Below are 21185 nucleotides of genomic sequence, written 5' to 3'. Positions count from 1 at the left end.
GGAGGGCGAGGGTGGTCTCGCGCTCGCGGGTGTAGCGGCGGGATGCGGGTCGCCATGGTGGTCGGTGACATCGTCGGCCACGGCATCCGGGCCTCGGCCACGATGGGCCGGATGCGCACGGCCGTGCGCACGCTCGCCGACATCGACCTCGCCCCCGACGAACTGCTCACCCACCTCGACGACCTGGTCGTCCGGCTGTCGGAGGAAACCAGCGCCGACGTCAGCGACCCCGGCGAGGTCGGCGCGACCTGCCTGTACGCGGTGTACGACCCGGTGTCCCGGTGCTGCACGTTCGCCCGGGCAGGGCATCCGTCGCCGGTCATGGTGCTGCCGGGCGGTGCGGCCCAGGAGGTCGAGCTGCCCGCCGGTCCGCCGCTGGGCCTGGGCGGGCTGCCGTTCGAGGCGGCCGAGCTGTACCTGCCCGAGGGCACCGTGCTGTCCTTCTTCACCAACGGACTGATCGAGTCCCACGATCGGGACGTCGAGGCAGGTCAGGGGCTGCTGTGCGAGGCCCTGTCGGCGTCCACGGGGTCACTGGACGAGACCTGCGACCGGATTCTGCACACCCTGCTCCCCACCGGCAGCGCCTGCGACGACGTGGCGCTGCTGCTGGCGCGTACCCACGGGCTGCCGGAGTCGCAGGTCTCGACCTGGGACATCCCGGTCGATCCCGCGCTGGTCGCCCCGATCCGCAAGCAGGTCACCGACCAGCTCGGCATCTGGGGGCTTCCCGAGGCCTCGTTCACCACCGAGCTGGTGGTGAGCGAGCTGGTCACCAACGCCATCCGGTACGGCTCGCACCCCATCCGGCTGCGGCTGATCCACGACGAGTCGACGCTGATCTGCGAGGTGTCCGACGCCAGCCACACCGCGCCGCATCTGCGCCGCGCGAAGATGTGGGACGAGGGCGGCCGCGGGCTGCTCCTGGTCGCCCAGGTCACCCAGCGCTGGGGCAGCCGGCACACGGCCGAGGGCAAGACGATCTGGGCGGAGCTGAACCTGCTCGCGCAGGAGTGAGGTTTTCGCCCCCGGTTCGCATCGGGCGCCCGGGACGGGGCACAAGGAGCCCGTACGTACGCATCGGCGAACGTCCGGGAGTGTTGAGGAACATGACGCCCACGTCCCCGTCCGCACGCCCCTTCCCCTCCCTGCGCCGGGCAGCGCTCCTCGCGGGCGTGGTCACGGTGCTGGGCCTGCCGGCCGGCTGCGGCGGCGAGGCCGACGGCACGACGAGCGGCCCCCGGCAGCCGACGACGGCCGCATCCGCCCCGGACTCCTCTTCGACGAGCCCCCCGAGCGACGCGAGCGCATCCACCGAGCCCGAGTCCGCCCCCGGCACCCGCTGCCACACCTGGGAGCTGCGCGCCTGGGTCGGCCGCAACAACCCGGGCGCCGGGCAGCGCAACTTCCCGATCGTCCTCACGAACACCTCGTCGCGCACCTGCACCCTGTACGGCTATCCGGGCGCCGCCTTCGTCGACGCGTCCGGCCGGCAGCTGGGGCCCGATCCGGAACGCGAACCGGGCTCCCCCGCCACGGTCACCCTGGCACCGGGCGACAGCGCCTGGGCCGGACTGTCGTACGCCAGCCCGGAGATCAGCGGCGCCCGCACGGCCGAGCCGGCCGCACTGCTCGTGACCCCACCGGACGAGCGGGATCCGCTGACGGTGAAGTGGACCGCCGAGGAGGTGCCGGTGGCGGGCAACGAGTCGGAGATCTCCCTCACGGTGTTCCAGGCGGGTACTGGAGCCTGATCCGCCGGACAGGCCCTGAGCGGTTCACCGGTGCTGCGCGCGGTAGGCGCCCGGCGGGGTGCCGTAGCGCTCGTGGAACACCCGGTTGAAGTGGAACGGGCTGGCGAAGCCCGAGGCCGCGGCCACGCGTTCCACGGACAGGTCGGTGCCCTCCAGCAGCCGGGCCGCGTGCCGCAGGCGTGCCTCGCGCAGGGCCCGCATCGGTGACTGGCCGAGCTGCTGGGTGAACAGGTGCGCGAACCGGGAGGGTGACAGGGCGACGCTGCCGGCCAGTGAGCGGACGGTGTGCGGGGCGCCGGGGTCGGCGGCGATCAGCGCCTCGGCCCGGCGCACCCGGGCGTCGACACCGGGCGGCGGCGACGGTGGGCGCGCGGCGGCGGCCGTGAGCAGGACGACCTCCTCCAGGGCGCACAGCGCCAGCTCCCGGGCGGCGGTGCCGTGCGCCATGGTGACCCGGTCGTCCGCCGGCGCGGTGGCCGGCGGGGTCTCCGCGCCCGTCCAGCGGGCGTCGGCGAGCATCCGGCGGAAGGCGGACTCGACGCGGCCGTGCAGCCCGGCCGGGACGGGGGTGACGACGTACACGCCGTCACCCACGTCGTACGGGCGCAGCCAGGACGACCAGGCCGGCCGGGCCGGGCAGTGCGCCCACCAGAAGCGCCAGTGCGGCGCGCCGGGCGCCACGCCGTAGCCCTGCCGCACGCCGGGGGCGAGCACCACCAGGTCCCCGGCACCCGCCCGCGTCTCGGCACTGCCCTGGCGCAGCCGGCCCTGACCGCCCGTCGTCCAGGTGAACAGCCAGCTGTCCGACCCACGTGGCCGGTCGATGGCGTAGCCCTGAGACTGGTCGAAGTGGCCGACCACCACCAGTCCGGGCGGCGGGGACGGGACGCCGTCGCCGGCAGTCCCGGGCAAGTCGTCAGCGCTCATGGGCATCCTCCCGGACCGCACGTCGGCCTAGCGTGATGGACCAGTGACACCTCACCGAGGAGTGGACGCATGACAGCCACGGACATCGGCGCCGCCGGTTCACCCATCCTGACCCAGGAGGGGCGCGCACGGTTCGAGGAGGACGGCTTCACGGTCGTCCGGAAGCTGTTCGGGTACGACGAGATCGACCGGTTGTGCGCCGAGTTCGCGGCGCTGCACGCGGCCGGGCCCATGCCCGGGCACTTCGAGCCCCGCGCAGTCCCGCCCGGCGCGCCCGAAGATCCACTGGCCGCCTGTCCGAGGGTGATGCAGCCGCACGAGATCAACCCCGTTGCGCTGCGTTTCCTGCTGGATCCGCGGCTGCGCGGCGTGCTGGAGACGCTGTTCGGCGAGGAGGTGCTGGCCGCGCAGAGCATGTTCTACTTCAAGCCGCCGGGTGCGCGCGGCCAGGCGCTGCACCAGGACAACTTCTATCTGCGGGTCGAGCCGGGAACCTGCGTGGCGGCCTGGGTCGCCTGCGATGTGATCGGCCGGGACAACGGCGGGCTGGAGGTCGTGCCCGGCACGCACCGGATGGACATCTTCTGCCCCGAGGAGGCGGACGCCGAGGTGTCCTTCGCACGGGAGTACGTACCGCCGCCACCCGGCCTTGCGACGGTGCCGGTCGACATGGAGCCGGGCGACGTCCTGTTCTTCAACGGCAGCCTGGTGCACGGCTCCGAGCCGAACCGCACCGAGGACCGGTTCCGCCGCTCGTTCATCGGCCACTACGTCGGCCGCTCCGCCGAGCGCATCGGCGGCTACTACCGCACGCTGACGATGGACGCCGAGCGCGTGCCGCTGCCGGAGAGCGAGGGCGGCGGCCCGTGCGGCACCGAGTTCGCACCGCCCGGGCCGCACTGACCGCGCCGCCCGTCAGTGCCCGCTGACGGGGTGCGGCATGTAGGGCTGCTCCAGCTCCTCGATCTCCTTGCCGGTCAGCTCCAGCTCGACGGCGGCCACGGCGTCATCGATGTGGTGCGGCTTGGGGGCACCGACGACCGGCGCCGTCACCGTGTCCTGGTGCAGCAGCCAGGCCAGGGCCACCTGGGCGCGGGGCACGCCGCGGTCGCCCGCGATCCGGGTGACGGCCTCGACGATCGTGCGGTCGCCCTCCGGGTAGAGGCGGCTGCCGAAGCCGTCGGCCGCGCTGCGCTCGGTGGTGGTGCCCCAGTCGCGGGTGAGGCGGCCGCGGGCCAGCGGGCTCCAGGGCAGTACGCCGACGCCCTGGTCCGCGCAGAGCGGCAGCATCTCGCGCTCCTCCTCGCGGTAGAGGAGGTTGTAGTGGTTCTGCATCGACACGAACCGGGTCCAGCCGTGCAGCTGGGCGGTGTACTGGGCCTTGGAGAACTGCCAGGCGTACATCGAACTCGCCCCGAGGTAACGCACCTTGCCCGCCTTGACCAGGTCGTGCAGCGCCTCCATCGTCTCCTCGATCGGCGTGTACGGGTCCCAGCGGTGGATCTGGTACAGGTCGACGTAGTCGGTGCCGAGGCGCTGCAGACTGTGGTCGATCTCGGTCATGATCGCCTTGCGGGACAGTCCACCGCCGTTGGGGCCGGGCCGCATCCGGCCGTGCACCTTCGTGGCGAGCACGATCTCGTCCCGGCGGGCGAAGTCGCGCAGTGCCTTGCCGACGATCTCCTCGCTGGTGCCGTCCGAGTACACGTTCGCCGTGTCGAAGAAGGTGATCCCGGCCTCCAGCGCCTGCCGGATCAACGGGCGTGAGGCCTCCTCGTCGAGGGTCCACTCGTGCACGCCGCGGTCGGGAAGGCCGTAGGTCATGCAGCCCAGACAGATCCGCGAGACGTCCAGGCCCGTGGAACCGAGCTTCACGTACTGCATCGTTGCTGCTCCTGCCGTCGGAGTGGGTTCCGGGCCGAGCGTACGGCTTCGCGCGCACTCCAACCGGCCGGACCGGGGCGATGATTCGCGAGGTAATGCCTGTGGCGCAACATCGGCCGGCGTGGATGAAACCCTCGTCTGTCGATGTTTAGTCTCGGTGCCGGTGAGCCGTGTCGGACGGCTCCGGAACGCGACGATGGGACGGTTGCCATGCCCCTTGAGGGTGAGTACGAACCCAGCCCGACGCAGTGGGTGCGCGAGCAGGTCGAGCTGTACGAGAGTTCCGGCGGTACCAAGGGAGGGACCCTGCAGGGCACCTCGATGCCCGTCATCGTGCTCACCACTCGGGGCGCGAAGAGCGGCAAGATCCGCAAGACTCCGCTGATGCGCGTCGAGCACGGGGGACGGTATGCCGCCGTCGCCTCGCTGGGCGGGGCACCCAAGCACCCGGTCTGGTACCACAACGTCAAGGCCGACCCGCACGTGGAGCTCCAGGACGGCGCGGTCAAGCGGGACATGACAGCCCGCGAGGTCACGGGCGCGGAGAAGGCCGAGTGGTGGGAGCGCGCCGTGGCCGCCTATCCCCCGTACGCCGAGTACCAGACGAAGACGGACCGCGAGATCCCGGTCTTCGTCCTCGAACCGGTCGACGGGGACTGATCCCGCCGTCTCTCCGAGAAAATTCGCAGATTGTCGTGCCCGGGGTGCATGAAGCGCCGTAGGGCGGGCACTCGCAGTTCAGGCCCCGCCGCGTTCCCCCGTCGCGGCGGGGCTTTCATGTGTCTCCCGCGCGGTCCGGTCGGTCACGTCGAGGAAGATCTGGTCCGCCTCGGGAACCGTGCGGTCGATCGACCGCTTGATGCGTACGGCCACCTCCTCGACCCGTTCGCTGTCCAGGCCGGGCATCAGGTCGATGCGGGCGGCCACCAGCGTGGAGTCGATGCCGGTCTTCATCGTGAGCAGCGCCTCCACGCTGTCGATCTCGGGCTGCGCCTGCAGCAGCGCCCGGATCCTGCCGCTCGCCTCCGGGTCGGCAGCCTCGCCGATCAGGTGGTCGCGTGCGTCGCGGCCGAGTCGGTAGGCGACGTACACCAGCAGCGCGCCGATGGCCAGCGAGGCGGACGCCTCCCACACGACCTGGCCGGTGGCCATGTGCACCGCCATACCGGCGAGGGCGAGGGTCACCCCGAGCACCGCGGTGCCGTCCTCGGCGATCACCGTGCGCAGGGCCGGATCGCGCAGGCCGCCGGCGGTGCCCTGCCCGTGCAGCTGGTGCAGGGCCCGCAGCAGGGAGGCGCCCTCGGCGAGCAGGGCGACGCCGAGCACGATCATGCCGGCCACATAGCCGCCGAAGCTGTCCTCGGTGCCCCTCCTGAGCGCCTCGAAGCCCTGGAAGAAGGAGAAGCAGCCGCCCATGACGAAGATCCCGACGGCTGCCAGCAGCGACCAGAAGAACCGTTCCTTGCCGTAGCCGAAGGGGTGGCGCCGGTCGGCGGGGCGACGGCTGCGGCGCAGGGCGGCGAGGAGGAAGACCTCGTTCATGCTGTCGGCCACGGAGTGCGCGGCCTCGGACAGCAGGGCGGGGGACCCGGCGACGAGTCCGCCGACCGTCTTGGCGACCGCGATCACCAGGTTGGCCGCCAGCGCCACCAGCACGGTCAGGCGCGTCCTGCGGTCGGCCTCGGGCGCCTGCCCGCGGTCCGGGGCGCGGTCGTGCTGTGTGCGCGTGGTTGTCCCGCTCATCATCGTCGACTGCCCCGGTCGGCGCGGGTCACGCCGTGCTGTGAGCGGAAAGGGGGGAACTCGGGGAATCAGGTGGTCAGCACATGCCCCTTTGGGAAGGAGACAGGTCATGAGTGCCGGGGGCGACGGCAACAGCGCGTACGGCAGGAAGTCGTTCCGGCGGTCCAAGAGCCACTTCGCGGACCGGATCACCGCGGACGGCCGGGACGGCTGGCCGGTGGCCGCGGCCCGCTACCGGCTGATCGTCAGCCGTGCCTGTCCATGGGCGAGCCGGGCGGTGATCTCCCGGCGACTGCTGGGGCTGGATGCCGCCCTGTCGCTGGCCATCGCCGATCCGATCCAGGACGACCGCAGCTGGCGCTTCACCCTGGACCCGGACGGGCGGGACCCGGTGCTCGGCATCCGCTATCTCAGCGAGGCCTACGACAAGCGGGAGACCGGCTACCCGGGCGGCGTCAGCGTGCCCGCGATCGTGGACGTACCCACCGGACAGCTGGTCACCAACGACTACCAGCAGATCACCCTGGACTTCGCGACCCAGTGGACGTCCCTGCAGCGGGAGGGAGCACCCGACCTGTACCCGGAGCGGCTGCGCGACGAGATCGACGAGGTGATGGCGGACGTCTACGAGGACGTGAACAACGGCGTGTACCGGGCGGGCTTCGCCACCGGGCAGGCGGAGTACGAGGCCGCCTGCTCGGACGTCTTCCGGCGGCTGGAGCTGCTGACGCCACGGCTGGCCCGGCAGCGCTATCTGGCCGGCGACACGATCACCGAGGCGGACATCCGGCTGTTCACCACGCTGGTCCGCTTCGACGCGGTCTACCACGGCCACTTCAAGTGCAACCGCTGGAAGCTGACGGAGAACCAGGTGCTGTGGGCGTACGCACGCGATCTCTTCCAGACGCCCGGTTTCGGGGACACCGTCGACTTCGACCACATCAAGCGGCACTACCACCAGGTGCACACCGGCATCAATCCGACCAGGATCGTGCCGCTGGGACCGGACCTGTCCGGCTGGCTGACCCCGCATCACCGCGAGGAACTCGGTGGCCGGCCGTTCGGGGACGGCACACCGCCGGGGCCGGTCCGTCCGAGTGAGCAGGTCCCGGCCGCCGGCCGTCCCTGAACCCCGCAGCCGGCGCAGCCCGTACACCGACAACCGAGGAGACCACGGTGGCCAAGAAGAGCAAGAAGAAGAAATTCCCCCTCGCCTACCAGCCGGTCGGATGGGTTCTGGGCTATGCGGGCGGTGCGCTGGCGGGCCTCGCCTTCCGCAAGACGTGGATGGCGCTGCGGCACGAGGAGGACGCGCCCGACGCGCTGGACCCGGACCGCGGCTGGGGGGAGATCCTGCTGGCCGCCGCCATCCAGGGAGCGATCTTCGCGGCGGTGCGCAGCGCGGTGGACCGCACGGGCGCCAAGGCCATCGCGCGCTCGACCGGCGTGTGGCCGACCAAGGAGAAGGGCGGCCGGGACTGAGCGCCCGCCGCCTTGGCCGACGGCCGGCCTCTGGGGCCGACAACCGGCCTCTGGGGGCCTCAGCCCTGCTTCGGTGCCGCGGCGGCCGTGCGGCGCATGGTGAAGGAGTGGCCGGCCGGGTCGGCGTACCCGCGCTCCTCGTACGGGCCCGGCGCCTCCTTCGTCTCCAGCGGACGGCCGCCGAGCCCGACGATCCTGCGCTCGACCTCGTCCAGGTCCTCCACCTCGAAGTCGAGATGGGCCTGGAGCGAGTTCTCGGGGCGCGGCCAGCTCGGCGGCCTCGCGTTCATGTCGCGGCGGAACGCGAGCCGGGTCCCGTCGGCGCCCCTGATCTCGACACGGTTGGCGGTCGCGTCCGTCTGCTCGCCTTCCAGCAGTTCCGTGTAGAACACGGCGAGCTTCTCCGGCTCGGCGCAGTCGAGCACCACGAAGCCCGCTTTCACCAGTGGCATGGTTCCTCCGCAGGGTCCGGGGCGCGGGACGGTCCTGTCCCCCGCCCTGTACCCCCACGGGTGTCCCAGTCGTACGGTTTCAGTCCGCCACCAGCCACTTCCCGTCCCGCATCAGCTCTCGCCCGTCCAGTTCGCCGGCCTCGCGCCAGGCCTGGATCCGGGTCGGCCGCACCCTGAAGTACAGGTAGGGCGTGGTGAGTTCACGCGGGTCGAAGCCGGTCTTGGCCGCGAAGCGGTCGCCCTCCTCCTCGGAGAGCTCGGCCAGGGTGATCGTGTCGACCGTGCCGTCGACCATGACGACGTCGCGGGTCGGGCCGATACCGAGGCGCGTTCTGCCGGTCGCCCTCAGGTTGCGGCCCGTCGGGCCGGCGCCCGGTGTGGCCAGCAGCAGGGTCGAGCCGTCCCAGAGGAAGGAGAGGGGGACGAGATACGGCACTCCCCCACCGGCGTCGGCCGTGGCGACCCACACGTCCTCGTCGTGCTCCAGACGGTGCAGGGTGTCCTGCTTGCGCTGCTCGGCGGTGCGCGGGGCGGGCTGAGTCATCGGCGAACGTCCTCCTCATGGGGCGTTGTTGACGGACGGTGGTCCAGTGTGGCCGTCGGGGTGCCCCGCCCGGGACCGGATTTCCCCCAGCCAGGCCGCGGCAGCGCTGAGCAGCAGGTCCAGGGCTGCCGGGCAGGAGCTGCGCGGCATGTCCGCGACGAGATGGCGGGCCGTGGCGGCGATGTGCGGGTGGGTGTCGGCGGGCAGCCGCGCATACGTCGAGCGCCACACCGCCGCCTCGGCCTCCCGCGCCGCCTTCGGCATCGCCGCGCGATCGAGGCCGCGCGCACCGCCAATGGACCGAGCAACACGCGGCCCCACCTGGCGCATCTCCAGGTCGTCCAGCCCACCGACGTGCCGCGCTTCGCCCGGCTCGGGGCTGTCGCGAACATCCAGCCGCTGTGGACCGCGCACGAACCGCAGATGGACGAGCTGACCATCCCCTTCCTGGGTCCCGAACGGGCCGCGTGGCAGTACCCGTTCGGCGCGCTGCTGCGCTCCGGCGCCCGGCTCACGGCGGGCAGCGACTGGCCGGTGAGCAGCCCCGATCCGCTGCACGGCATCCATGTGGCGGTCAACCGGGTGGCACCGGACGGGGGCGACACGCCGGTGTTCCTGCCCGGCGAACGGATCGGACTCGCCGAGGCGTTGACCGCCTGCGCGGCGGGCTCGGCATATGTGAACCACCTCGACGACACGGGCGAGGTCCGCCCGGGAGCGCTCGCGGATCTCGTGGTCCTGGACCGCGATCCGTTCGACGCGCCGGTCGAGGCGATCGCCGAGACGCGTGTAGCTCTCACTTATGTCGGGGGCGCGCGAGTATACGCAGCTCAAGAGGCTTGAGCAGTAACAGAGATCACGGTCCGGTTACGCGTAGATCATTTACGCTCTGGGCAGCCTCATGCCGCTTTCCGGTTCAACTTTCGTATCGCGAAACCCAGTTCGAGTGCGCGGGCGGTCACGGTGACCGCCCACACGCAGGGGCGGGGGACTTTGCGCTGCCGTCTCCCGAAAGGAAACGCATGCCGCAGGACGTCCGGTTCGATCTCCCCTTCGACAAGGGCGGGCCGTTCATGGGAGGCCGCCGGCGGTGTCGCGGATGAATCTGGCCGACAACCACGACCGATCGATTCCGTTGCCAGGACCACAGCTTGAAGGGAGACCAGTGTGAAATCTCGAGTCGTAGGCGGTGGTCCGGAGACATCCACCGACAGCTTGATCCCGGCGCAGCCAAGCGCCCAGCCCCAGCCGGCGGAGGCGGGGCACACCCTGGCCCGCCTCTTCGAGAAACACATCGATGGGCGCACGGATGAGTACCGAGATTTCCAGAACGCCGCTCAGCAGCGGCTGGACGCACTCGGATCCCCCCACTCCAGCACCACGCTGCATGTGGAGGGAGCCCTCCATCTGGCGCCGCGCGCGTTCCTCCCGCCCGACGAGGAGGGCTACGCCAGGCTGAGGCGACTCGACGCCAGCCTGCGCGTGATCGAAGCGGCCTTCCCCCAGGTCAGCACCGATATCGAGGTCTGCCGACTGACCTGCATGATGCTGGAAGGGGCCTGGAGGAGCCGGGCACTCACCCCGCCGCGCGAGGAGGAGCAGACAGCCGTCTGCGACTGCTCTCTGTGCCGTCGGCTGCCCACGCCCCCCGCACGCACGCTGGCTGACTACGGTTGGCGGCAGAGCGCCGGTCGTCCCCTCACCGTCAAGACCTGGCCGTACCACCGGGAACTCGACAGCGTCCTGACCGGTGGATGGGTCTTGGCCCGGCAGATGAACGACCTTGAACGAGACCTTGGCTACCGCCACCGCTTCGAGGACGACATCCTGCTCTTCCACGAATACAAACGCGTGATCGACACCATAGACACCACGCACCTCACCCAACTCATCGAAGGCCGCCTGGCCGAGAATTTCAGCACCAACACCGCACGGGCCCTCGTCTGCGGACTCTACGCAGCCCATAAGCGATCCGTGGACGAGTACTGGCTCCAACAGCACCACGCGGGCAGCGTCGTACTCCCCCAGACCAACCCGCTCAGCCAGAGCACCTACTCACTCCTGCAGATGATGGACTGCCTGTTCTGGCACGTCTCGCCCGACACCGAACTCTGGCAGGAAGAACACCTCGCCTCCCTGTTGCTGTGCCGCGTCGTCGACGACATGGTCGACGTACGCGCCGACGCCCTCACCGGCGAGATCAGCAACTTCTGGCTCGCCGACATGCCCTCCCACACCAAGGCCCTCTACGCTGCCGGCGCCATCGCCCTCATCAAGTACGGCTGCATGCCCGAGGCGCATCCCCCGATGTGGAACACCTGGCTGATGACCAGCACCATCGTCTGGTTGGGGCTCACGGGCCGCCACGCCCTGTGGTTCGACGGCATCACCCAGAGCCTCCCCCCGGCCCAGGAGTGCCCGCTGTGCGACCTTCAGCCCAACGCATGCACCGGCATCCTCACCCACGGCACCACCCTCACCGTCTCCCCGCGGCCCACCGCACCGGCTCTGAGCGCCCGGACCGCCGAGCTGTCCGCACGCTGCCGAACCCAATTCCCCGAGACATGGCCCCTCTTCAACGCCGAGCTCCATGCCTTCGAAGCACTGCACGGCCCCTGGCACGGCAACACCGACAGCACATGGGAGATCCTGCGCCGCACGTACATCGCCGCCGTGGAGGCATCCAACGCCGCACCGTCCACGGCTCGCGCTCGTGCTGTCCAAGAAGACTCCGGCGCAGTCGGATCCGAGTTCTTCTACGCCCTGCACGACCCTCAGACCGGGAGGGAGGACACCGCACTGCTCGCCTACATGTTCGGCTGCGCCCACCCGCATTTCCTCTGGAACGCCATGGGATACCGTCCCACGGACCTCGCAGGCGACTGGCTCGACGGCTGACGCCTCAATCCTGTTCCAGAAACCCAAATGACGCTGCTGCCCGGCCGGGCAGCAGCGTCTGGGGGCCTACACCTCGAACTCGACCGGCAGGCTGTCCAGCAGGGACATCCACGTGGACGCGGTCGAGGTGAGCTCCTCCGGCGGCACGGCCAGGCGCAGGCCCGGCAGACGGTGCAGCAGGACGTCCACCGCGACCTCGATGATGGACATCCCGATGTTCTGCCCGGGGCACTCGTGCGGGCCCGCGCCGAACGCCAGGTGCGCCTGGTTGCCCTCCACCGAGACACCCGGGTCGGGCCGGACCTCGGGGTCGAGGTTGCCCGGGGCGAGACCGAGCACGAGCAGGTCGCCCTCCTCGATGCGGTGCCCGCCCAGTTCGACATCGCTGGCGGCGAAGCGCCCCGGCAGGACGGCCAGCGGCGGAGAGTTCCACATGGCCTCCTCCACCACCGCCGAGATGTTCAGCTGACCGCTGATCAGCCCGGAGAGCCGGGAGGCGTCGGTCAGGACCAGCTCCAGCACCCGGGCCAGCAGGTTGGTCGTGACGTGCGCGGCGATCAGCACCGCGCGCAGGTGGGCCACGACCTCGTCGTGGTCGAGCGCCGCGTGATGCTCCAGCAGGCCGGTGGCGAGGTCGGAGCCGGGTTCGGACCGCCTGCGCTCGGCGAGTTCACCGAAGATCTCCCTGATCACGCCGTCGTGCATGACGGCGTCCTCGCCGCCCTTCATCACCTGGGCGCAGGACTCGACCAGGCGACGCCCCTCCGCCTCGGCAAGCCCCAGAACGCGGGCGATCACGAGCATCGGCAGTAAGTCGGCGTAGTCCGCCACCAGATCGGCGCGGCCGGAGTCCGCGAACGCGTCGATCTGCTTGTTGGCGAAGTGCGTGGCGTGGCGCCGCACACCGCGGCCGGCGGCGGACTGCAGCCCGTCGCTGACGGCACCGCGCAGTCGGCGGTGAGCCTCGCCGTCCTGGGACACACAGTCGGGGCGCCAGGCGAGCATCGGAACCAACGGAGAGTTGTCCGCGACGCGGCCCTCCCGCCAGTCCCGCCAGATCCGCGCGTCCCGGGGGAAGTGGAGGGGATTGTCGAGCACTCGCCGGCTGTCCCGGTAGCCCAGTACCAGCCAGGCGGGGATGTCGCCCTCCAGCAGCACCGGCGCGACGGAGCCGTGCTCCTTGCGCAGCCGCTCGTAGATGCCGCGCGGGTCGGTCGCCGCCTCCGGCCCGTACAGCCGGGTGAGCTCGGTGTCATGGCCGAAGGGGCAACCGCGCGGTGTATCGGGATCGTTTAAGGGCTGGGCGTTCATCGGGACTCCAGTGCGACGGCCGAGCGTTCCTTCAAGTGACGTATCAGGGCGACGAGTACGTCGCGGCTGGAGGTCCGGTCGCGGGCGTCGCAGGCCACGATCGGGGTGTGCGGGGAGATGTCGAGGGCGTCCCGGATCTCCTCGACCGGGTGTTCCTTGGAGTCCGGGAAGACGTTCAGGGCGATGACGAACGGGACGTTCTGCCGCTCCATCTCCTCGATCGCGCGGAAGCTGGAGGCCAGTCGGCGGGTGTCCACCAGCACGACCGCGCCGAGTGCGCCCTTGAACAGGCCGTTCCACAGGAACCAGAACCGCTCCTGGCCCGGGGTGCCGAACAGGTAGAGAACCAGGCTCTCGTTGAGGCTGATCTTGCCGAAGTCCAGGCTGACGGTGGTCTCCGTCTTGTCGGCGACGCCGATCAGGTGGTCGACGTCGGCGCTGGCCTGGGTGAGGGTCTCCTCCGTGGTGAGGGGCTTGATGTCACTGACCGACCGGACCATGGTGGTCTTCCCGGTGCCGAACCCGCCGGCGATCATCACCTTCACCGAGCGGGTGTCCCCGGCCGCCGGCCGGCCGGGTCGGTCAAAGCCGTTCAAGTCCACTGAGTACCTCCTCAAGGAGCGCGAGGTCGGGCCCGCGACCGGCGTCGTGCGCCGGGATGGGGTCACGGGCTTCGACGCAGCCTGCTTCGAGCAGGTCCGCCAGCAGCACCGCAAGAATGTTGAAGGGCAGTTGGAGATGCGCGCCGAGTTCGGCCACCGACAGCGGCTCGCGACAGCGCCGGAGGATCTCCGCGTGCTCGTGCTGCATGCCCGGGGCGGAGGCGGCTCCGGAGACGATGAGGGTCGCCACGTCGAGGCTCGACGCCGAACCGCCCGGTCCGCTGCGCCCCCCGGTGAGGACGTAGTAGCGCTCGAGACCGGACGGGTCCGTCGGCCGGCGGGGAGCACTCATCCAGAGTGCTCCTCCAGGCGCGGAGTGGTGCCGAGGAGCTCACCCATTCTGCGGGCCAGATCCCTCATCTGGTGTCCGAGCAGGCCCTGGTCGAGGCCTTCGCGGGCGAGGACGCCGAGATACGTCTCCAGTCCGGCGCGGACGACGAAGAGGTGACCGCCGTCGACCTCGATCATCGCCAGCCGCAACTGCCCCGCGTAAGTGGGGAACTGCTCGGCGACCGGCTGGGCCAGGGCCTGCAGGCCGGCCACCACGGCCGCGAAACGGTCCACGTCGTCGGGGTCGTCGGCGCCGTAGGAGGTGATGGCCTTGCCGTCGCTGGAGGCCACGAGGGCGAAGCGGATCTCCTGGATGCTCTCCACCAGATCACGGAGCGCCCAGCTCACGTCGGTTCCCTGTTGCGTCATGGGGACTAGTCGCTCTCTTCAGTGCGGTGCTCTGCGGACTCGCGTACGGCGGACGACTCGCGGTCGTCGGACGCCTCGGATCCCCCGGAGGTCTCCCGGCCGGCCGTGGCGAACGCGGCCAGGCCGGTGAAGGAGGTGTCCGGCGGGACGGCGGAGACGGTCCTCTCCTCGGTCCGCCCGGTACGTCCGGCCGGTGTCGGCACGGCCGTGCCACTCCGACTGCTGCGGCGGCGCGGCAGTCCGCCGGGCGTGGTGTCCGGGGCGTCGGCAGGTTCGGCCGCGGACTCGGCGGTGACCTGTTCCTGGGCCGGGGCGGGCGCCGGGGCGGCCGGTGCCGTGGCGGACGCGGCGGCCGGCCCGGCCGTGGGCAGCGGACTGAAGTACTTGTGCGGGACCACGACGACCACCGAGGTGCCGAGCCAGGGCGAGTCCGCGAAGGTGACGCGGATGCCGTAGCGGCGGGCGAGGGCGCCGACGACCCGCAGGCCGATGTTGGCGTCCTCGGAGATGCCGCCGAGGCCCGGACCGGCCGCGGTGCCGGCGAGGGCGTTCTCCGCCTCGCGCTTCTTCTCGTCGCTCAGGCCCTTGCCGGAGTCCTGGATCTCGATGCCGACACCGTTGGGCACCTCCTTGCCGGAGACGATCACCGGCTCGGTGGGCGGCGAGTAGCGCGTGGCGTTGTCCAGCAGGTGGGCGAAGACCAGCGTGAGGTGGTCCACCAGGCCGCCGTCGACGCCGAGTTCGGGCAGATGGCGCACCTCGACGCGGTGGAACTCCTTGATCCGGCCGATGCCGCCGCGGACCACGCTGAGCAGGCGCTGCGGCTCCTGCCACTGCCGGCCCGGCCGGTCGGAACCGCCGAGCACGCCGATGCTGGCGGCGAGACAGTCGGCGGGGCCGATCGCCTGGTCGAGCTCCATCAGGCCGCGCGCGACGGCCGGCAGCCGGCCGTGCTCGCCCTGCATCTCGTGCAGCCGGCCGCGGAGCTTGCTGGTCAGGACGTGGATGCGGTTGCCGATGCTGATCACGGCCTGCTCGGCGGAGGTGGAGCGGTTGAACTCCTCCTCGACGCCGATCAGGGCGGTCCGCAGCACCTTGCGCAGATCGGCCTGAAGTTCGGGAGCGACCTTGGCGCACTGGTTGACGGAGGGCAGCAGGTCGTCGATGGCGTCACCGGCGCGCAGCCGCTTCAGCGCGTCAGGGAGCTGCTCGTCGGCGAGGCGGGCCACCGCTGCCTGCTGGTGGGCGAGTTGTTCCTGCCAGTCGGCGGTCTGCTCGGCGAGCTGCGCCTCATGGCTGCGGGCCTGCTCGGTGAGCTGCGCCTGGTAGCCGTCGGCCTGCTCGGCGAGGCGTCCCTCGTAGCTCTCGGCCTGCTCGGCCAGCCGCGTCTCGTACGCCCGCGACTGGTCGGCGAGTTGGGCCTCGTGGGCGGCACGCTCGGCGGAGTGCTTGCGCTCCAGGCCCGCCACATGCTGCTGCCACTGCTGCGAGTGCTCGGCCTGCGAGGTGCGGAAGCTGCCCTCCGCACGGCGCAGTTGCGCCTGGGTGCGGATCAGCAGCCGTACGCACACGGAGCCCACTGCGGTCGCCGCGGCTCCGGCGACGGCCGCGGTTATCCGCTCCGAGCTCATGAACGTGGCGGCAACCGTTCCTCCTCCTAAGGCCAGTGGCATCAGCCACCAGCTGTACCAGGCGACAGGGGCCCGCGCCGCCGGGGGCGGAGTGGCGAGTTCCATCTGCATCCTTCGAAGCAACACGATCGAACGGGGGGTGTGCACAGGGGGATGTGCAAGGGGGTGTGCAAGGGGACCGCACTCATGAGTACGCACCGAGAGCCGACCCGTCGCGATCGCGTCAACTCGCAGCGCCGGACGGGAGCTTATCTGGTTCCAACCCGAAAGGATCAACCTCAGGGGGTGTGCGGACGTGAGGGTTCCGTCACTCTCCGCCAGGAGGGTGTTAATCGACATATGGCCTTTGCGCGCCCGGCCGGCGCCGGGCGGCGGGCGAGGAGACGGGCGTCAGCCGCGGGAGGCCGGTCCGAGCGGCCGCCTCAGGGGCACGGAGTGCGCGCGAATCCGTGCCGCTCGTAGCAGCGGACCCGCGTCCGTGTTCGCCGAGGTAGGCGGTCACTTCCGCCTGCTCGGCGCCCCGCCCGGCGGCCCGGGCGAGGAAGTCCGAAACCAGACGTGCGCCGGGGAGCCGGGGCGATGAGGGCCCCACGCGAGCGCAGCCGAACGTCAACGTGTCGTCTGGAACGTCCGCCGGTACGTCTGGGGTGACACGCCGATCGCCGAGTGCAGGTGCTGGCGCAGGGACGCGGCTGTGGCGAAGCCGACCTGGCCGGCGATCGTGTCCACAGGGAGGTCGCTGGACTCCAGCAGGTGCCGGGCCCGGGCGACACGTTGCTGGATCAGCCAACGGCCGGGGCTGAGGCCCACCTCGTCGTTGAAGCGGCGGGCGAAGGTGCGCCGGCTCATCCGGGCGTGGGCCGCCAGATCGTCGAGGGTCAGCGGTTCGTCGAGGCGTTCGAGGGCCCAGGCGCGGGTGGCGGCCGTGCTCGCGGCGCCGGACTCGGGGACGGGCCGCTCGATGTACTGCGCCTGCCCGCCGTCCCGGAACGGCGGCACCACGCAGCGGCGGGCGACCGTGTTGGCGAGTCGGCTGCCGTGGTCCTTGCGCACCACATGCAGGCAGACGTCGATGCCGGAGGCTGCTCCGGCCGAGGTCAGGACGGGGTCGTCGTCGACGAAGAGCACGTCCGGGTCGAGGTCGATGTGCGGGTACCTGCGCCGGAACTCGTCGGCGAGCTGCCAGTGGGTGGTGGCCCTGCGGCCGTCCAGCAGCCCGGCCGCGGCCAGCACGAAGGCGGCGGTGCAGATGGAGACGATGCGGGTGCCGGGGCGGATCCGGGCGAGCGCGGCGGCGACCTCGTCCGGGAGGTCGGCGGGGACGGACTCCGGTGCGACGGGCGCGACGACCACGGTGTCCGCCGCACCCAGGGCCTCGGGGCCGTGTTCGACGGTGACGGTGAAGTCGGCGTTGGTGCGCACCGGTCGGCCGTCGACGGTGCAGGTCAGCACCTTGTACCGGCCGTCGGCGGCACCGAAGATGCGCGCCGGGATGCCGAGCTCGAAGGGGTAGACACCGTCGAGCGCGAGGACCGCGACCCGGTGCGTCTGCCGATTGCCACTGTCACTGTCACTGCCACTGCCACTGCCACTGCCACGCATGGCACGATCCTATCGAAGGTTGGCAATCTTGCCATTCTCCCAGCGGGCCGACCGCGGCAGGCTGGAGCACCATGAGCGATGTGAACACCATGCGAGCCATCAGTCAGGACATCCTCGGCGGGCCCGAGGTACTGAAGGAAGTACGGATCGAGCGGCCGGCCCCACGGCCGAACGAGGTCCTGGTCCGGGTACGGGCCGCCGGCGTCAACCCGACCGACTGGAAGCACCGCGCCTCCGGCGGCTTCCTGGGGCAGCCGCCCTTCGTCCTCGGCTGGGACGTGTCCGGCGTGGTCGAGGCGACCGGGATCGGCGTCGCCCTGTTCAAGCCCGGCGACGAGGTCTTCGGCATGCTGCCGTACCCGTTCGGTCACGGCTCGCACGCCGAGTACGTCACCGGCCCGGCCCGCGCCTTCGCACTGAAGCCCGCCGGGATCGACCACACGCAGGCGGGCGCGCTGCCGCTGGTCTCGCTGACCGCGTGGCAGGCGCTGGTGGAGCGGGCGGACCTGCAGCCGGGACAGCGGGTGCTGATCCATGCCGCGGCCGGCGGGGTCGGGCATGTGGCGGTGCAGATCGCCAAGGCCCGGGGCGCGTATGTGATCGGCACGGCGAGCGCGGGCAAGCACGACTTCCTGCGCGAGATCGGTGTGGACGAGGCGATCGACTACCGGACGACCGACTTCGCGGAGACGGTGCGGGACGTCGACGTCGTGCTGGACACCCTCGGCGGCGAGACCGCCGTGCGCTCGCTGCGCGTGCTGCGCCCCGGCGGACTCGTGGTCTCGATCCTGCCGGTCGGTTCGGACGACTTCTACGAGGAGGCCGAGCGGCTCGGCGTCCGGGCGGTCCGGATGCTCGTCGACGCCGACCACACCGGCATGAACGCCATCGCCGGGCTTGTCGAGGACGGCCGGCTGCGCGCGACGATCGCGGGCACCTTCCCGCTGGCCGAGGCCGCCAAGGCCCACGCGCTCGGCGACACCGGCCGCACCACCGGGAAGCTGGTCCTGCTGGTCGGCTGACCGCCGCCTCCTGCCACTCCGCCCTGCCGGAGCCTTCGCAACACGAATGAACTCAGGCTCAATTTCGATGACATATGTCAATCGAACATGCTGGAATTCACTCTATCGAAGGTAACTTGCAGGGCGGGGCCCGCAGTTGTGGGCTCGTCAGGCCGCTTGGAGGCGAGGTCGTCGTGGGGCAGGAGGCTGCGCCGCTCACCCGGCATCTGCGCGTCCACCAGGAGCGGGGGCACACGATCCTGGAGTTCCGCGGGGAGATCGACATGCTCTCTGCGGCGGAGATCCTCCCACACCTGGACGAGGTGACGGCGCGGCCCGCCCCCCGCATCGTGATCGACCTCAACAGGGTCGAGTTCTTCGACGCCTCCGGACTGCGTCTGCTGTACCGGGCCCGCAGCCGGGTCCTCGCCCACGACGGGCAACTCCACCTCGTCTGCACCCACCCGCTGGCCCTGCGCGTCCTGCGCGTCACCGGCCTGTCGCGGCTGCTGCCGCCGCAGCCGACGCTGGACGCGGCCCTCCCACGGCCCGGGACACCCGCCGTCTGACTGGACGGCGCTCCCCCCCATCCGTCGTACATCGGTCAACCATGCGGTCTGGCAAGGGATTTGAGGGGCATGTGGACAGGAGGAAGGAGGACCGTCGCCATGACGACTTCCATCAAGCGCCTCCCCCGGCGCCTGCCCGGCTGGGCGAAGGCCGTGAGCGCCCTCGTGCTGGTGCTCGTCGTGCTGTTCGCCGGGATCCGGCTGAGCGTGCTGCCGGGACTGAGAGACCTGTTCGGCACCGAGACGCATGACCGCTCGGGTCCGGCCCTGCTCAAGTCGATCCAGGACATCAGCCGTTACGACGCCGCCTCCGGCAACTTCCAGGTCGTCGTCGATCTGGAGAAGGACACCAAGTACCTGCCCGACGCGATCCGCGGCACCCGGACCCTGTACGTCGGCGCGGGCACCGTCGACGCCTACGTCGACCTCGGCAGGGTCGGCGAGGACGACGTGACGGTCGACGAGGACCGTACGTCCGCCACGCTCCGGCTGCCGCACGCGGCACTCGGCGAACCCGCCCTCGACACCGACCGCTCCTACGCCGTGTCCAAGCAGCGCGGTCTGCTCGACCGGCTGGGCGATCTGTTTTCGGACAACCCGAACAGCGAACAGGCCGTGCAGCAGCTCGCGGTGCGGCACATCCGTGCCGCGGCGAAGGAGAGCGAGCTCACCGAGCGGGCCGAGTCCAACACCACCGGCATGCTGGAAGGCCTGCTGGGCTCCCTCGGCTTCAAGGAGGTACGGGTCACCTACGGAACCTGATCAGGTGGCCGGGACGCCGGGCAGGGTGAGCACGCCGAGCAGCGTGGCGCCCACCAGCAGCCAGGCCACGTAGTCCCCGACGTGCCCGGACTGCAGGCGCCGCAGCGGCAGCGCCCGGTCCGGGGCGGCGAGCAGCTTCGGGCGGGTGACGGCCACGGCGGCCAGGCCCACGGCCAGCAGGGTCGACACGAAGCCCAGCAGGATGCCGAGCGGTGTCCAGTGCACGGCGACGACGGCCCCGCCGGAGCCGGCCTCGTTCACGGCATGCGCCACCATGTCGCCGAAGCCGGGAGTCGCCCCGACGGCAAGAGCCCCGGCGAGCAGCAGTGCCGGGACGGCCGTCATGGTGTCGGGCACGAAACCGATCCGTCCACGGGTCTCGGGCTCCTCCCCGGAACCGGTCGTCTCGTACTCCCCCGCCTCCGGCGGCGGGGGCCCGAGGCCGAGGAACACACGGGCGGCCACCCGCAGTACCGCTCCCGCCGTGACCGCCGAGGCGAGCACGTACAGCACGGTGAGCGGGCCGCCCGCGGCCTCCTCCGTGACCGACTTGCCGAGTGCCGTGCCGAACGGCGGCAGCCCGGCGAGGCCCAGGGCGCCGGCCGCGAACAGCACGGCGACACCACGCAGTTGCCGGGCCCGCCCGTGCAGGGTGTGCTCGTCGACGGTGCCGTGGCGGTCGAGCAGGATGCCGGTGCAGGCGAACAGCGCGGCCTTCACACCGGCGTGACCGAGGACGTACAGGGCGACTCCGTCGTCGGCCAGTTCGCCGGCGAGCAGCCGCGCGAACACAAGGGTGCCGACGGGGCCCAGCACGGCGAGGACCAGCGCGAGATCGACGTACGAGGGACGGACGTAGTCCTGACAGAGCAGCAGCCCCACCGAGCGTGACGGCCGCCGCGAGCGTCCGGCCGTTCACGAGCCGGTCACCCGCCCCTCGCGCGGCGCCTACCGCGAGCGGGGACACGCTGGCGGCGCCCGCGCCCACGGCGAGCTCCAGGGTGTCGACGGCGCTGACGAGGACCATCCACATGGGGCGGAACCATGGCGGCGGGTCACGGCATCGCGGCCGTGTCCGAGGGTGGGGAACTGCTGCCCGCTGACTGCGTACGGGTGTGTTCTGGCGTGTATGAGTGGGAGTGTCGTGGGCACGGCATGTGCGAATTCCGAGGGGACGGGTGTTCGTTCATCGAATGCGTGACTTTTGTGTGGGGCGGTCGTTGGATGCGAGGGACGGGTGTTCGGCTCACGGGTGGGGGTGACG

Annotated in this window: 21 protein-coding genes and 3 pseudogenes; 11 read left to right on the top strand and 13 right to left on the bottom strand. The window is 71.2% G+C overall.

What is annotated here, in order from left to right; all coding sequences use genetic code 11:
• The coding region (locus tag StrepF001_RS41950; protein ID WP_165396552.1) for an ATP-binding SpoIIE family protein phosphatase at positions 1 to 1017 on the top strand (1017 nt) is incomplete at its 5' end.
• Between the two features lie 92 nt (positions 1018 to 1109).
• On the top strand, positions 1110 to 1754 hold the full coding sequence (locus StrepF001_RS41945) for a DUF4232 domain-containing protein (RefSeq protein WP_129803335.1): 645 nt from the start codon (positions 1110 to 1112) through the stop codon (positions 1752 to 1754).
• Positions 1755 to 1778: 24 nt separating this feature from the next.
• Here StrepF001_RS41945 and StrepF001_RS41940 read toward each other — a convergent pair whose 3' ends face one another.
• Positions 1779 to 2681: a helix-turn-helix domain-containing protein gene (locus StrepF001_RS41940; RefSeq protein WP_129803334.1), complete on the bottom strand. Its 903-nt coding sequence runs from the start codon at positions 2679 to 2681 to the stop codon at positions 1779 to 1781.
• A 69-nt stretch (positions 2682 to 2750) separates the two neighbouring features.
• Here StrepF001_RS41940 and StrepF001_RS41935 point away from each other — a divergent pair, with 69 nt between their 5' ends.
• A complete protein-coding gene (locus tag StrepF001_RS41935) occupies positions 2751 to 3584 on the top strand; it encodes a phytanoyl-CoA dioxygenase family protein (RefSeq protein ID WP_129803333.1) in 834 nt (277 codons plus the stop codon).
• A 12-nt stretch (positions 3585 to 3596) separates the two neighbouring features.
• On the opposite strand, the gene StrepF001_RS41930 is transcribed toward StrepF001_RS41935, so the two are convergent.
• Entirely contained in the window at positions 3597 to 4565 is a 969-nt protein-coding gene (locus StrepF001_RS41930; protein WP_129803332.1) for an aldo/keto reductase, read from the bottom strand.
• Positions 4566 to 4775: 210 nt separating this feature from the next.
• On the opposite strand from StrepF001_RS41930, the gene StrepF001_RS41925 reads away from it, so the two are divergent.
• A complete protein-coding gene (locus StrepF001_RS41925) occupies positions 4776 to 5225 on the top strand; it encodes a nitroreductase family deazaflavin-dependent oxidoreductase (protein WP_129803331.1) in 450 nt (149 codons plus the stop codon).
• Between the two features lie 78 nt (positions 5226 to 5303).
• Here the strand turns inward: StrepF001_RS41925 and StrepF001_RS41920 are convergent, their stop codons facing one another.
• Complete coding sequence (locus tag StrepF001_RS41920) at positions 5304 to 6308, bottom strand: cation diffusion facilitator family transporter (protein WP_240797948.1); 1005 nt, start codon at positions 6306 to 6308, stop codon at positions 5304 to 5306.
• A 109-nt stretch (positions 6309 to 6417) separates the two neighbouring features.
• Here StrepF001_RS41920 and StrepF001_RS41915 point away from each other — a divergent pair, with 109 nt between their 5' ends.
• Together StrepF001_RS41915 and StrepF001_RS41910 are read left to right on the top strand one after the other, a co-directional pair.
• A complete protein-coding gene (locus StrepF001_RS41915; RefSeq protein ID WP_129803330.1) occupies positions 6418 to 7437 on the top strand; it encodes a glutathione S-transferase C-terminal domain-containing protein in 1020 nt (339 codons plus the stop codon).
• Positions 7438 to 7484: 47 nt separating this feature from the next.
• Positions 7485 to 7790: a DUF4235 domain-containing protein gene (locus tag StrepF001_RS41910; RefSeq protein ID WP_129803329.1), complete on the top strand. Its 306-nt coding sequence runs from the start codon at positions 7485 to 7487 to the stop codon at positions 7788 to 7790.
• A 59-nt stretch (positions 7791 to 7849) separates the two neighbouring features.
• Here StrepF001_RS41910 and StrepF001_RS41905 read toward each other — a convergent pair whose 3' ends face one another.
• From StrepF001_RS41905 to StrepF001_RS41895, 3 genes and pseudogenes are all read right to left on the bottom strand, one after another.
• Positions 7850 to 8242: a VOC family protein gene (locus StrepF001_RS41905; RefSeq protein WP_129803328.1), complete on the bottom strand. Its 393-nt coding sequence runs from the start codon at positions 8240 to 8242 to the stop codon at positions 7850 to 7852.
• Positions 8243 to 8321: 79 nt separating this feature from the next.
• Positions 8322 to 8786 (bottom strand): pyridoxamine 5'-phosphate oxidase family protein, encoded by a 465-nt coding sequence (locus tag StrepF001_RS41900; protein WP_129803327.1) that lies wholly within the window; start codon positions 8784 to 8786, stop codon positions 8322 to 8324.
• A 15-nt stretch (positions 8787 to 8801) separates the two neighbouring features.
• Positions 8802 to 9056: pseudogene (locus tag StrepF001_RS41895) on the bottom strand (TetR/AcrR family transcriptional regulator); the annotation flags it as partial.
• On the opposite strand from StrepF001_RS41895, the pseudogene StrepF001_RS41890 reads away from it, so the two are divergent.
• A pseudogene (locus StrepF001_RS41890) lies at positions 9057 to 9629 on the top strand (amidohydrolase family protein); the annotation flags it as partial.
• A gap of 324 nt (positions 9630 to 9953) precedes the next feature.
• On the top strand, positions 9954 to 11684 hold the full coding sequence (locus tag StrepF001_RS41885) for a hypothetical protein (RefSeq protein WP_240797947.1): 1731 nt from the start codon (positions 9954 to 9956) through the stop codon (positions 11682 to 11684).
• A 66-nt stretch (positions 11685 to 11750) separates the two neighbouring features.
• On the opposite strand, the gene StrepF001_RS41880 is transcribed toward StrepF001_RS41885, so the two are convergent.
• The 6 genes from StrepF001_RS41880 to StrepF001_RS41855 form a co-directional block, all read right to left on the bottom strand.
• Entirely contained in the window at positions 11751 to 12995 is a 1245-nt protein-coding gene (locus StrepF001_RS41880) for a cytochrome P450 (RefSeq protein ID WP_129803326.1), read from the bottom strand.
• Entirely contained in the window at positions 12992 to 13597 is a 606-nt protein-coding gene (locus tag StrepF001_RS41875; protein ID WP_129803325.1) for an ATP/GTP-binding protein, read from the bottom strand. Before StrepF001_RS41875 ends, StrepF001_RS41880 begins: the two co-directional genes overlap by 4 nt.
• Positions 13578 to 13949, bottom strand: a complete 372-nt coding sequence (locus tag StrepF001_RS41870; RefSeq protein WP_129803324.1) for a DUF742 domain-containing protein — start codon at positions 13947 to 13949, stop codon at positions 13578 to 13580. Before StrepF001_RS41870 ends, StrepF001_RS41875 begins: the two co-directional genes overlap by 20 nt.
• On the bottom strand, positions 13946 to 14356 hold the full coding sequence (locus tag StrepF001_RS41865; RefSeq protein WP_129803323.1) for a roadblock/LC7 domain-containing protein: 411 nt from the start codon (positions 14354 to 14356) through the stop codon (positions 13946 to 13948). Before StrepF001_RS41865 ends, StrepF001_RS41870 begins: the two co-directional genes overlap by 4 nt.
• Positions 14357 to 14361: 5 nt before the next feature.
• Complete coding sequence (locus StrepF001_RS41860) at positions 14362 to 16092, bottom strand: ATP-binding protein (RefSeq protein WP_129803322.1); 1731 nt, start codon at positions 16090 to 16092, stop codon at positions 14362 to 14364.
• 504 nt (positions 16093 to 16596) lie between these two features.
• Positions 16597 to 17589 (bottom strand): helix-turn-helix domain-containing protein, encoded by a 993-nt coding sequence (locus StrepF001_RS41855; RefSeq protein ID WP_129803321.1) that lies wholly within the window; start codon positions 17587 to 17589, stop codon positions 16597 to 16599.
• Positions 17590 to 17660: 71 nt separating this feature from the next.
• On the opposite strand from StrepF001_RS41855, the gene StrepF001_RS41850 reads away from it, so the two are divergent.
• From StrepF001_RS41850 to StrepF001_RS41840, 3 genes are all read left to right on the top strand, one after another.
• Positions 17661 to 18611, top strand: coding sequence for an NADP-dependent oxidoreductase (locus StrepF001_RS41850; RefSeq protein ID WP_129803320.1), 951 nt, complete (start codon positions 17661 to 17663; stop codon positions 18609 to 18611).
• A 173-nt stretch (positions 18612 to 18784) separates the two neighbouring features.
• Positions 18785 to 19159, top strand: a complete 375-nt coding sequence (locus StrepF001_RS41845; protein ID WP_240797946.1) for an anti-sigma factor antagonist — start codon at positions 18785 to 18787, stop codon at positions 19157 to 19159.
• A 99-nt stretch (positions 19160 to 19258) separates the two neighbouring features.
• Entirely contained in the window at positions 19259 to 19921 is a 663-nt protein-coding gene (locus StrepF001_RS41840) for a DUF4230 domain-containing protein (protein ID WP_129803318.1), read from the top strand.
• Here the strand turns inward: StrepF001_RS41840 and StrepF001_RS41835 are convergent.
• Positions 19922 to 20782, bottom strand: a pseudogene (locus StrepF001_RS41835) (monovalent cation/H+ antiporter complex subunit F); the annotation flags it as partial.
• Positions 20783 to 21185 lie beyond the last annotated feature (403 nt).

The sequence above is a fragment of the Streptomyces sp. F001 genome, from assembly GCF_004187715.1.
Classification (GTDB): Bacteria; Actinomycetota; Actinomycetes; order Streptomycetales; family Streptomycetaceae; genus Streptomyces; species Streptomyces flavusporus.
This window is presented reverse-complemented; position numbering and strand designations above follow the sequence as displayed.